Here is a 13,047-nt window from a genome sequence, read left to right as displayed (position 1 = left end):
CCCTCCCCCCCCCCCCCCCCCCCGACGCGATGGTGTCGACCCTGGTCCGGCAGGCCGCCACCGTGGCGGACCCGGGTCTCACGCCCGACGCGCCCCCGGAGTCGCTGCCGTTCGGGTTCTCCGCCTCCTACTGGCTCGACCTGCGCGGCTACGACCCGGCGGCCACGGCGGCCGGGCTGGAGTGTCCGATGCTGATCCTCCAGGGCGGCCGGGACTACCAGGTGACCGTCGCCGACGACCTGCCGGGCTGGCGGCGTGACCTGGCGGGCCGGCCGGAGGTGTCCATCCGGGTCCATGAACACCTCGACCACCTCTTCTTCGCCGGGAGCGGCCCGTCCACCCCCGCCGACTACGCACGGCCCGGCCATGTGGACCCCGCCGTGGTGGACGGGATCGCGAGCTGGCTGGCGCGGTACGAGACTCCGTAGCGTCTGGTCTCAGGCGTCGCGTGGACGCGGACCGGGACGCAGCGAGGCCCCCCTGATCCCGCGCAGCACCTCCGCCCCGATCTCCGCCAGCCGGGCCCCGTCCGGCGGTGTCGTGCCCAGGCCGATCGCGTAGCCCGTGCCGCCGGTCACCGTGACCGGGCGCGGCCAGACGCGGCAGTCCGGGGCGCCGGACTCCGCCAGGGCGGCGGTCAGGGCCAGGAGGCGGCCACGCAGGCGGCCCTCCTCGGAGGGGTCCGCCGAGGCCAGGGCCCACGCGGTGTGTTCCGTGAGTGCGGGCGGGGCGCAGAGGGTGTCCGGGGACGCCGCGTCCAGGAGTTCCCACGCCCGGAACAGCTCCGCCGTGAGCAGGTCCCGGCCCGCCGGGGAGACCTGCGTCGTGCAGGAGCGGACCGGGGGCGTCGGGGTGTACACCGTGACCGGGTCGCCCGTCGCCGGGCCCGCGCCCACCGGGGTGCGCCAATCCCATGCCGCCCACGTCGCGAAGAAGTCCCGCAGGCCGCCGCCCTCGTGCGCCGTGCGGGCCGCGAGCAGCGCCCACGCGATGCCCGGGAGGCCGCCGCACGGCGCGGAGTCCAGGCCCCTCGCCGCCGCCCACTCCTTCACCTGCCGGGCCAGCGAGGTGAACGCCTCCCGGTGCGGGAACGCCTCCGCGTCGCTCACCGCGCTCAGCGCGACCGCCGCCGCCTCGCCCAACTCCGCGCGGCGGGCGACCGCTTCGGCCGGGGGCAGCGTGCCCGTTCCCACGGTGACCAGGTCCACCCGCAGGCCGTCCGCGTACCACCGCAGGCCCGGGACCCGGGCGCCCGTCACCTCGCGCAGGTCCCGCGCCTCCGGGAAGGCGACGGCGAGCCGGTCCCGTACGCCCGCGACATCGGGGAGCGCCGCCACCAGGTCCAGGTCCGCGCCGGGGAGCGCGCAGCCCGTGCGCCGGGAGCCGACGAGGTGGACGTGCGCTTCGGGGAGGGCGGCGGCGACGCGGGCGGTTACGGCCTCGGCCTCCGGGGCAGAGCGCGAGGTTTCGGCGGGCGCCGCCCGGGAGGCCGCGCGGAGCCCCACCCGTACCCCGTAGTGATCCGACACATGCAGTCCACCCGGCCCGGGCTCTTCCCCGAGCAGGGTCGCCGTGCACGCCCGCAACCGGTCCGTGCGCAGCAGCACCCGGTCCAGCCGAGAGACCCGGCCCGAGAGGGACGAGATCGCGGCCAGCGGATTGGCCGACGGGTCGAAGGTCGGGGTGTCGTCGGCGGGGCCGCGCACCTCCGTCCACGCGTCCGCCATCGCCAGGCGGGTCTGCGGGTGGTCGCCGCCGTCGTTGAAGTCGCCGACCAGGACGAGTTCGCCCTCCACCGCCGCCAACCCCGTCGCCAGGTCGGTCAGTTCGGCGTCACGGCGGGTCGCGCCCTCGGGGGAGTGGTCGCTGCTGAGGTGCGTGACCGCCACCGTGACCGGGCCCTCCGCCGTCTCCACGACCGCCGCCGCGACCGCCTTGTGCGGGCCCAGCACGTGCACCGCCGCCTCGCTCACCGGCAGGCGGCTGAGCAGCAGCAGACCGTGGTCCGGGACGTCGTGCCCGGCGGGGTCGGTCGCGAGTGCGTAGTGGGCACGGACCCAGTCGCAGCCCAGCAGCAGCGCGAGCAGCGCGGGCTCCACCTCCTGGAGCGCGATCACGTCCGCGTCCGCCGCGCGCAGCGCCTCGGCCAGCAGGGGGCGGCGGCGGGCGGTGTCGATGCGGTCGCTGTCGTAGCGGTCCCAGAGGGTGTTCCAGGTGAGGACCGTCAGCGGGCCCGGCGGGCCGGGGGCCGCGCTCGGCGAAGGCCCCCAGGCGCCCGCCGCGTACGTGTGCGGGGTCCGGGCCGTGAAGTACGGGGAAGGCAGGCGGCGCGCCTCCCGGATCCGCCCGGAGTCCGTCGCGTCGATACGGTCCGTGCCCGTCGCCCGGTCCCAGACGACCTCGCCGTCCGCCTCGAAGAACAGCACCCGGTGCCAGGGGATGTCGCCGCCCGGCGTGAACCGGTCCAGCGGCACCCGCTTCGGGCCCCGGCCGCGCTGCGCCACGCCCAGCACGAAGCGCGCCGGGTCGAAGCGGGCGTCCCAGCGGACCCGGTGGTAGATCTCCTCGCTGGTACGCATCAGGCCCGGTCCTCCACGGTTCCGCTGGTGCCGATGTACCAGGTGCGGTGCGCCTGGCCGGGGTACGGGGGAACGAACCGGTGCAGCTGCGACGCCAGCACCTGCGGCGGCACGGGGTGCTCCCGGCGCCCGTTGCGCGCGGCCAGCTCCGCCTCTCCGATCCAGGCCACGGCATGCGTGACCAGGGCGTCCCGGCGCCGGGCGACGGCGTGGACCAGGGAGCGCTGGTGCGGGTTGAGCGAGGTGGCGTCCCAGACCACCGTCGCGCCGGGGACGAGGGCCGCGTCCAGCCGGTCCAGGCCCTCGCGCAGCACGTCCCCGTTGGCGCTCTGGTCGGCGCGCGAGCCCCGGGCCAGACGCAGATCGTCCAGCGAGAGGTACGTGGCGACCCCCGGCAGGCCCCGGCCGAAGGTGCTCTTGCCGCTGCCCGAGGGGCCGGCCAGCTGCACCAGGCGCGGGAAGTCCCCGGACCGCCACCGCCAGGTCGCCGCGACCGCCTCCTCGGCGGTGGCGACGCGCCCGTCCGCGTACGCCTCCCGGGCCTGCGCCAGGCAGCGCGCGGCGGCCTCCGGCCCGAGATCCGTGAACGCCCCGGCCAGCCCGTCCGGCTCCCGCACCTCCTCCGCGTGCAGGGCCGACCACTCGACCTGCTCCCGCGCCTCGGCGGTGTCCGCCAGCACCCCGGACACCGCGTGCAGCGCGGGCAGGTCGGCGGCGAGCGCCATCCGGGCGAGCCCGGCGCGCCGCTCCTCGTCGGGGTAGGGGCGGTGCAGCCCGGGGGCCAGCCCGACGAGGTCCGCGACGCGGCGGGCGAGCGGCATGCCGAGGGAGGGGGCCAGCAGCGGGGCGAGGGCGGTGCGGCGGGTGCCGTGCAGCAGGGCGGCGAGGACGCCGGCGAGCCGGTCGTCACCGGTGCGGCCCAGGGCGTCGAGGGCATCGGCGGCGGCGAGGGCGTGCTCCGGCCCGCCTTCCGTCTCGGCGCCCACGGCCGCCCCCAGGGCCGCCGCGTCCACCGGAGCCCCGCTCCGTACCGCCCACAGCGCCGCCGCCGGGCCGAGCCCGTTCTCCACGACCTCCGCGTGCATCCAGTGCGTAGCGGTCACCACGTGCCCCGGCCGCACCCACTTGCCGACGACGCGCCCGAACAACGAGGCCGGGAAGGAGGCGGCCGGCCGCACGACGTACCCCTCCTGCCGCCCCGTGTCCGGCTTCAGCGCGCGCAGCGCCTTCGCGTCGAACACCCCGCGCCACAGCACCGGCGGCGCCGGGATGCCCAGGGAGCGCAGGAACTCCACGGTCCGGTCCCAGCCCAGGCAGCGGTCGCCGTCCCACACGGAGAACCCGTAGAAGTGGCTGTCCAGCGCGTCGTACGCGAGGGAGTGCCGCGCGAACATGTTCTCGCCGCAGATCCGCCACCCCGCAGGGACGCGGGCGCCGACGCGGGCCTGGAGGGCCTTCACCCAGGTCCGGGACGGATGGTGAGCCGAGTCCAGCGAACGGGCGTGCAGCCCGTCCGCGTACAGCGTGGTGTTCTCGCCGTCCAGCTTCTCGGTGACGACGACCTCGGTCCCGGCCAGCGCGGCGAGGTCCGTCATCCGCACATCGTCCGAGGTCGCCCCGGGTGACCAGGGCAGATGAGGGGTCCGTGGATAGTGCGTCCGCATGATCTTCCGCCCCCGTACCGTCGCCGTGCCCGGCCGGAAACTGTAGGGGCGGGGAGCACGCGCGTACGACCGAATAACGCGCGCGTCAGTGCGGCAGCGCCGCCCCGAACGCGTCGCCCTCGCCTCCGGCCGAGAAGCCGAGGTCGGCCTCCGCGAGGGCGACGGCCGACTCCAGGGTGCCGGGCTTGACCTTGAGCACGGTGACGGTCCCGGCCCCGTTGCCGGGGGCGCCGACCAGGGGTTCGACGCGGCCGTTGCCATCGGTGTCCAGGGCGCCGACGGTCCAGCCGAAGTGATCGTGCGCGGCTATGACGCCAGGCACCTTGTCGGTGTCCTGGTCGACCCACAGGGCGCCCTTGGTGGTGACACCGCCGGTCGCGTTGCCGAAAAGGATCATGGAGGCACCGGCTCCTGTCGCGGAGTTGAGGTCCTCACTGCGCATGCCGATGACGAGGTCGTCCGTGCCGTCCCCGTCGAAGTCGCCCGCAGCCAGGCCGGACGCGAAGTAGTCCTCCATCTCGGGGGCGCCGGAGATACCGGGAGAATCCTGGTCGAAGAGTTTCACGCGACTGGTGGCGGACAGACCCTGGGAACTCCCGTAGAAGACCGCGAGCCGTCCGGCCGCGCCCTTCCCGCCGACCTGCTCGTCGGACACGCCGACGGCGACATCCGCGTAGTCGTCGTCGTTGAAGTGGCCCACCGCCAGCGCGCTGCCCGCGAACTCGCCGATGCCGTCCACACTGCCGGAGTCGATGAATCCGCCGGCGGCCGGGGCGCCGTTCTTGATCGGGCCGTACAGAATGTGGAGCGAGCCCCGGTCGGAGGTGCCGGATATCTGCTCGCCGATGGTGGCGGAGATCAGGTCGCCCACGCCGTCGCCGTTGACGTCGGCCACGGCGAGTTGTTCACCGAAGCGGTCCCCCTTCTCGGGGACGCCGGGGACGTTGGCCGTGTCCTGGTCGATCTCGATGGTGTCCTTGGCGTTGAGGCCGGTGGACGTGCCGAACATGATCTTCACGGTGCCGGCGTTGGCCAGACCGCCCGCATTATCGAGGGGCTGGCCTAGGGCGAGGTCGCAGTAGCCGTCACCGTTGACGTCGCCGGTGGCCAGTGTGTATGCGAAGACCTCGTCCTTGGCCACGGTACCGGGGTAGGCATCGGTGTCCTCGCTGAAGGTCTCGGTCGTGGCGTTGTAGATCCCGCCGGAGCCGCCGTAGTGGACGCTCAGCATCCCGGCACCCTCGACGTCCCCAATCGCCTCCATCGGCGAGGCCACCGCGAGGTCGGCGTACCCGTTGTTGTCGAAGTCGCAGCTGGCCACCGACTGGCCGAAGGCGTCGTCGTTCTCCGGGTCGCCCCCCACGCCCGGAGACGCCTGGTCGATGCGGACCGCGCTGCGGGAGGGCCCGGTGGAGGTGCCGTTGGCGATGATGACCGAACCGGCGCCCGCGTGGCCCGACACGGTGTTTCCGGGCAGGCCGACGACGAGGTCCGGCTTGCCGTCGCCGTTGAAGTCAAAGGGCTTGGCCGCATGGCCGGAGCCGGCCGTGAGGGCGACCGTCGCCACCACGCCCACGGAGGCGAGCAGGGCGACGGCCGCATGCCACGCCTTGGGCCGACGCTTCGTTGCCTTCTCTTCGGCCATGACTGCCCTTCACTCATCTCCGGGGGATGCCGAGTTCGCTCCATGGCCGGTTTCCGCACCATGAGCGCCTCACGCGGAAGGCGGGAACGGAGTGGCCCGCGGCGCGGTCCGCGCGATCGACGTCGCAGGCTATCCCGTTGATCATCTCGACTTGATCACGGTCGGACGGTCGCGCGAGGCGGTGCATCAGGGCTGGCTGAAACCATTTGTCGCTGGCAGGGATGGGTAGTTGCGCCTGTGGGGGAGGCGTGAAGACCCCGTGTGACACGGACTCGGGGTGACATGTCGTTATGAATCCGTTGTCATGGCCATGGTTCGGGCGTCCGTTGATCACTTAACGTGTACGCCGCCGAGGTCTCGTGATCTTCGTCGGGTCCCGGCTCCCTGCTTCCGGCCGATCGCTCCCCACGGGTGGGCGGTCGGTCTTCGGTTTGAAGGAGTTCCGTGCCCAGCCGCCCCCGCCCCCGTCCGCACGCGGTCTTCCGGCACGCCTTCGCGGGGCGCTCCTCGCGCGCCGCCGCCCTGACGGCGGGCAGCGTGCTCCTGGCACTGGGCGCGACCCTGCTGCCGCCCCCGGCCCTGACGCCGTTCGCGCGCGCCGCCGACGCCGCGGCGCCCTGGTCCGACACCGAGGCGCCCACCCAGCGCACCGGGACCGCGGCGGGCCGTGACCACGAGGTCGGCGCCGACCGCACCGACGCCGCCGGCCGCAACGACCTCGACCCGGCGGACCTGGAAACGGGCGACGGCGCCCTGCCGCTGCACGACGGCGGCAACGGGTTCGCACCGGTCGAGCCGGAGGCGGCGCAGACCGCCCTCGAACCGAGCACCGAGACCACCGAAGAGGACGGCACGACCGGCTACGACCCGGACGAGAGCGTCGAGATACCCGCCGAACGGTCTTCCACCTCAAAGGAGTTCAGCAACCCCGACGGCACCCGTACCACCCGCGTCTACACCGAGCCCGTGCACTACGAGGACGCGGCCGGCAGCTGGCAGGACATCGACACCTCGCTGGTCCCGGCCGACCAGGCCAAGGGCGCTCCCGAGGCCGCGAAGACGGACAGCGACCGGCTGGCTGCAGCCTCCGACGACACCGGACTCACCCTCGCCCCGCAGGGCGACGACCCGGCCCTGGCCCGGCTGACGCTGGACGAGGGGCAGCACGCGGTCGGCTTCGGGCTCGACGGCGCGTCGGGCACCACTGCGCAGGTTTACGGCGACACCGCGCACTACGCCGGCATCCGTCCGGGCGCGGACGTGACCCTTCAGGCGACGCACGGCGCGGTCAAGGAGACCATCGTCCTCGACTCGTCCGACGCCCCACACGTCTGGACGTTCCCGCTCGACCTCGACGGGCTCACCCCCTCCCTGGACGAGCACGGCGCGGTCCTCCTGAAGGACGCCGACGGCGCCGCCCAGGCCGTCATCCCCAAGGGCTGGATGGAGGACTCCTCGCACGACCCGGAGACCGGCGGCCCCGCCCTCTCCGGCGACGTCGACTACGCCCTCACCGAGCAGGACGGCCACTGGTCGCTGAAGGTCGAACTGGACGACGCCTGGCTCGACGCGCCGGAGCGCGTCTACCCGGTCAAGGTCGACCCGAGCGTGGACGACATCGACAGCAACGGTGACGCCTTCGTCCAGAACTCCTGGCCCGACAGCAACTTCGCCGGCGACGACGAGCTGAAGATCGGCAGCTACGACGCGGGTACCAGCCGCGCCATGAGCCTCATGCGGTTCAACAACGTCACCAGCAAGCTCAAGAACCGGTACATCCTCAACGCGGACCTGGGCCTGTTCAACGTCTGGTCATCCAGCTGCAGCGCCCAGAAGATGACGGTCAACCAGGTCACCGGCTCGTGGAGCTCCACCACGGTCACCTGGAACAACCGCCCGGCGAGCTTCGACCACCTGATCGCCACCGACTCGTTCGCGTACGGTGAGAACTGCGGTGGCTCGAAGTGGCGGACCATCGACCTCGGCAACAAGGGCGTCGACCTCGTCCAGGGCTGGGTCGACGGCTCGATCACCAACAACGGCCTCGCGATCTGGGCCGACTTCGAGAGCTCCGGCCCCTGGAAGCGCTTCGGCAGCGCCAACTCCGCCAACAAGCCGTACCTCAGCGTCACCCACAGCGCGTACGGCGCGCAGTACACCGTCGGCTCCCAGACCGCCCCGCTCACGGGCGGCCAGAGCGGTGAGGTGGACGTCACCGTCAAGAACACCGGCGACTTCACCTGGGAGCCGCAGGGCTGGAACGAGGTCCGCCTCGGCACCCGCGTCCGCAACTACAGCACCGGCGCCCTCATGGAGCAGAAGGCGTTCACCCGCCTCGACGAGCGCCTGACGCCGGGCGACGACTCGACACTGAGCGCCCGGATACCCCCGCTTCCGCCGGGCAAGTACAAACTCAACTTCGACGTGCAGCGGCTGCGCGATCAGAAGTGGTTCTCCACCGAGAGCGTCCCGGTCGCCACCGTCACCGTCACCTCCCAGGACATCGGCCCCCGGGTCACCGACGTCTACCCGCACCCCGGCGGACAGGTCGGCAGCCTCACCCCGACCCTGTTCATGGACACCGAGACCGTCGACCACTACCCGGCCGGCGCCGCGATCGACCACTACTTCGAGGTCTGCTCGGGCACCGCGGCCAAGCCCACCGGCTGCGTCAACTCCGGCTGGCAGACCAAGCGGACCTGGAACGTCCCCGCGGCCAAGCTGACCTGGGGCAAGCAGTACATCTGGCGCGTCAAGGCCCGCGAGAACGGCCTGGCGACCGCGCTCAGCCCCTTCTACACCTTCACCACCGCCGTCGAGCAGCCCGCGATCACCTCGCACCTCGGCGACCAGGGACCGGTCGGTGACGGCCGCGAGGTCGACCCCGGCATCGGCAACTACACCACCACCGACACCGACGCGACCGTCGCCACGACCGGCCCCGGCCTGACCGTGGCCCGCACCTACAACAGCCGCGACCCGCGCTCCGACAACGCCTTCGGGGCCGGCTGGACCACCCGCTACGACATGCGGATCGCGCCCGACGGGGACGGCACCGGCAACGTCGTCGCCACCCTGCCCACGGGCCGCCAGGTCCGCTTCGGCAAGAACCCCGACGGCAGCTACGCACCCCCGTACGGCAGCTTCTCCACCCTCACCTCGGTCACCGGCGGCGGCTGGCAGCTGACCGACAAGGACCAGACCTCGTACGTCTTCGACGGCGACGGGCGCCTCACCCGGGTCACCGACTACCGCGACCGTGCCCAGACCCTCACGTACAACACCTCCGGCGAGCTGACCACCGTCACCGCGGCCGGTGGCCGTGTCCTGCACCTCACCTGGTCCGGCGGCCACGTCAAGACGGTCACCACCGACGCCCCGGCGGCCGGCGCGGACCCGCTGACCTGGACGTACACCTACGACGGCGACCGGCTGACCCAGGTCTGCGGCCCCGAGGACACCACCGGGCACTGCACCGCCTACAGCTACGGCGACGGCTCGCACCACCGCACCGTCGTCCACGACGCCGGACCGTTCTCCTACTGGCGCCTGGACGAGAAGGACGGCGCCACCGACGCCGCGAGCGACCTGCCGCTCGACCGCGACGAGCACGCCGCGACGTACCAGGACGTCCAGCTCGGCACCCCCGGCGCGCTCAAGGGCAGCGCTGACACCGCCGCCACCTTCAACGGCACCACGTCCTACGTGCAGCTGCCGGACCAGCTGATCTCCGACACCCCGTACCTCACCGCCGAACTGTGGTTCCGCACCACCGGCAGCGGTGTCCTGCTCAGCTACCAGGACCACACCCTGGAAGAGGCCACCGCCGGCAAGAACACTCCCGCCCTCTACGTCGGCACCGACGGAAAGCTGCGCGGCGAGTTCTGGAACGGCAAGGCCGCGCCCATCACCTCGGCCGGCACCGTCAACGACGGCACCTGGCACCACGCGGCCCTCACCGCCGCGGGCAATACCCAGACGCTGTACCTCGACGGCAAGAAGGCCGGCAGCCTCAGCGGCGACATCACCCAGTACGACCAGCGCTTCGTCTACCTCGGCGCCGGCTACTGGAACGGCTGGCCCGCCACCACTGGCACGATCGGCCACCTCACCGGCGACATCGACGAGGCAGCCGTCTACAGCCGCCCCCTCGGCGCGAGCACCATCGCCCAGCACTACGCCGCCGCCCAGGTCGCCCAGCAGCTCACCAAGGTGACCCTGCCCAGCGGGCGCGGGCACTCCGCGGTCGCGTACGACACCGTGCACGACCGGGTGTCCTCCTACACCGACGCGAACGGCGGCGATTACACACTCTCCGACCTCGCGGCGACCGGGACCGACGCCAAGCCCGCCACCGACGACCAGGACGCCGTCGACGGCACCACCACCCTCACCGTCACGGTCACCGACCCCGAGAAGCGCACGTCCGCTTACACGTACGACCCGCTTCAGGGCAACCGGCTCATCAGCCGGCGGGACGCGGCGGGCCACACCGGCACCTTCGCCTACGACACCGGCGGCTTCCTGGCCGCCACCACCGGCCCCGACGGCACCGTCACCCGCTTCGGCAACGACGAACGCGGCAACAAGGTCTCCCAGACAACCTGCCGGGACGCGGCCGACGAGGCCACTTGCCACACCTCGTACTACGCCTACTACCTGAACGCCTCCGACCCGCTCGACCCCCGCAACGACCAGCTCACCGCCGTACGCGACGCCCGCTCGGCGAGCGCGTCCGACAACACGTACAAGACGACGTACGGCTACGACGCCCACGGCGACCGCACGTCCACCACGACCCCGGCCACCCCGGACTTCCTCTCCGGCCGCACCGAGTCCTCCACCTTCACCGACGGCACCGAGAGCGCGGCGGGCGGCGGCACGGTCCCGGCGGGCCTGCTCGCCGACACGACGGACGCCCGGGGCGGGGTGACCGAGCGCGCGTACACCGCGGCGGGTGACCTGGCCGAGGTGACCGATCCGGCGGGCGTGGCCACCGCGTACGCCTACGACGCGCTCGGCCGCGAGACCTCCCAGACGGAGACGTCCGACGCCCAGCCCGATGGCGTCACCACGACGACCGTTTACGACGGCGAATCCCGGCCGGTCACGGTGACCGATCCCGCCGTCACCAACGCGGTCACCGGCAAACAGCACCGGGCGAGGACCAGGTACACCTACGACGCCGACGGCAACGTCCTCACGGAGTCGGTCTCCGACACCTTGGGTGGCGACCCGGCCCGCACCACCGAGCGCGGCTACGACACGCACGGGCGGCAGAAGTCGGAGACCGACCCGTCCGGGGCGACCGAGACCAGCACCTACGACGTGTTCGGCCACCGTGTCGCCGGCACCACGGCCGACGGCCAGAGCTACGCGTACGCCTACACCGCGCTCGGCGCGGTCGCCGAGGTGACCCTGAAGGACTGGAAGGGCGACCCGAACAAACCGTCCGACCCCGTCGACAAGGTCATCGACTCCTACGCGTACGACCCGGCAGGCCGGCTCGCCGAGCACACGGACGCCATGGGCCGCACCACCCGCACCACCTACTACGACGACGGGCTGGAGGCCCGGCAGATCCTGACCGGGTTCCACGACCCGGACGGCACCACCCGGGACCTCGTCCTGAGCGAGAAGAAGTACGACGCCGCGGGCAACCTCACTTCCGAGACCACCGGCAACGGCACCGTCACCACCGCCTACGAGGTGGACGCGGCCGGCCGCACCACCGCCGAGGTACTCGACCCGGCCGGCCTGGCGCGGCGCACCGCCTACACCTTCGACGCGTCCGGCGCCGTTCTCACCGAGACGCACACCGGAGCGGCCGGCAGCCGCGCCGAGAAGGTCACCTACGAGCGCGACATCACCGGCGAGGCCACCCGCCTGACGGTGGAAAACGGCGACGAGGACCTGGTCACCACCCGGACCGTGGACGACCGCGGCCTGGTGCTGTCCGAGACCTCGGCGCGGGGCAACGCACCCGGTGCGGACGCCGCCGCGTACACCACCGACTACGGCTACGACGCGGTCGGCCGCCAGATCGAGGCGAAGGCGCCCCCGGTCACCGCGGAGACCCGCAACGGCGGTGCGAGCACCGTCCGCCCGGTCACCCGCACCGGCTACAACGCCTTCGGCGACCCGACCGACCAGCAGGACCCCGACGGGAACGTCACGCACACCACGTACGACGGACTCGGCCGGGAGACTGCCACCACCCTGCCCGGCTACACCCCGCCGGGCGGTTCCCCGCTCGTCACCCGCACCTCCCGCACCTACGACTCCGCGGGGCGGCCGGTCACCGAGACGGACGAGCTGGGCGGGGTCACCACCTACACCTACGACCAGCTCGGCAACCTCGCCGGGGTGACCCGGCCGGCCCCCGCCGAGGGCGCCGACCGGCCCGTCACCACGATGACGAACGACCTCCTGGGCGAGCAGCTGTCGGTCACCGGGCCCACCGGCGCCCGCTCCGAGGCCACCTACGACGACCTCGGGCGGCAGATCACCTCGACCCGGCTGGAGCGCACACCCGCTCCGGGCGCCTTCACCACCACGCTGACGTACGACGACGCCGGCAACCTGGTCGCCACGAAGAGCCCCACTGGGCTCACCGAGGGCAGCGAGTACAACGCGGCCGGCGAGCCGGTCTCACAGACCGACACCGCCGGGAAGAAGACGCTCCACACCTACGGGCCGACGGGGCTCACCACCTCGACCACCACCCCGCAGGGCCGGACCACCCGCGCCGGATTCGACCTGGCCGGGCGCGCCGTCTCCGCCTCCGACGAGGACGCCACGGGCAAGGTGCTGAGCACCCGCAGCTCGACGTACGACGCCGACGGCAACCCCGTCACCGTCACGGACGCCCTGCACCACACCGTCCGGCAGAGCTACGACGCGCTGGGGCGGCTCACCGAGCTGGTCGAGCCCGTCGACGCCGAGACGTCCATCACCACCACCTTCGGCTTTGACGCCGCCGGCCGGCGGACCCGGCTGACCGACGGCCGGGGCAACACCACCTGGACCACCTTCACCAGCCACGGGCAGCCGGAGTCGATCGTCGAGCCGTCCACCACGGCTGACCCGGCCGAGGCCGACCGCACCTGGACCACGGTGTACGACGCGGGGGGGGGGGGGGGGGGGGGGGGGGGGGGGG

General features: G+C 73.1%; 4 protein-coding genes and 1 pseudogene. 2 read left to right on the top strand and 3 right to left on the bottom strand.

Translation table 11 applies throughout. The features are described 5' to 3' along the window. Positions 1 to 428, top strand: a pseudogene (locus tag ACN6LM_RS35575) (hypothetical protein); the annotation flags it as partial. Between the two features lie 9 nt (positions 429 to 437). On the opposite strand, the gene ACN6LM_RS35570 reads toward ACN6LM_RS35575, so the two are convergent. The 3 genes from ACN6LM_RS35570 to ACN6LM_RS35560 all read right to left on the bottom strand — a co-directional run bounded on the left by ACN6LM_RS35570 (position 438) and on the right by ACN6LM_RS35560 (position 5,888). Beyond that, the gene (locus ACN6LM_RS35570) at positions 438 to 2,579 is read right to left on the bottom strand and encodes an RNA repair domain-containing protein (RefSeq protein ID WP_445069563.1); all 2,142 of its coding nucleotides are present in this window, start codon (positions 2,577 to 2,579) and stop codon (positions 438 to 440) included. Next, on the bottom strand, positions 2,579 to 4,243 hold the full coding sequence (locus tag ACN6LM_RS35565) for an RNA ligase family protein (RefSeq protein WP_445069562.1): 1,665 nt from the start codon (positions 4,241 to 4,243) through the stop codon (positions 2,579 to 2,581). The genes ACN6LM_RS35570 and ACN6LM_RS35565 overlap by 1 nt, the downstream gene beginning before the upstream one ends. An 85-nt stretch (positions 4,244 to 4,328) precedes the next feature. Next, positions 4,329 to 5,888, bottom strand: coding sequence for an FG-GAP and VCBS repeat-containing protein (locus ACN6LM_RS35560; protein WP_445069561.1), 1,560 nt, complete (start codon positions 5,886 to 5,888; stop codon positions 4,329 to 4,331). Positions 5,889 to 6,332: 444 nt separating this feature from the next. Here ACN6LM_RS35560 and ACN6LM_RS35555 point away from each other — a divergent pair. Then, the coding region (locus tag ACN6LM_RS35555; protein WP_445069560.1) for a DNRLRE domain-containing protein at positions 6,333 to 13,047 on the top strand (6,715 nt) is incomplete at its 3' end.

It is taken from the genome of Streptomyces sp. SAS_281, assembly GCF_052542855.1.
This window is presented reverse-complemented; position numbering and strand designations above follow the sequence as displayed.

Excerpts from the sequence above, each read along its gene's own strand:
- ACN6LM_RS35560 (WP_445069561.1), bottom strand. The coding sequence starts at position 5,888 with ATGGCCGAAGAGAAGGCAACGAAGCGTCGGCCCAAGGCGTGGCATGCG.
- ACN6LM_RS35565 (WP_445069562.1), bottom strand. The coding sequence starts at position 4,243 with ATGCGGACGCACTATCCACGGACCCCTCATCTGCCCTGGTCACCCGGG.
- ACN6LM_RS35570 (WP_445069563.1), bottom strand. The coding sequence starts at position 2,579 with ATGCGTACCAGCGAGGAGATCTACCACCGGGTCCGCTGGGACGCCCGC.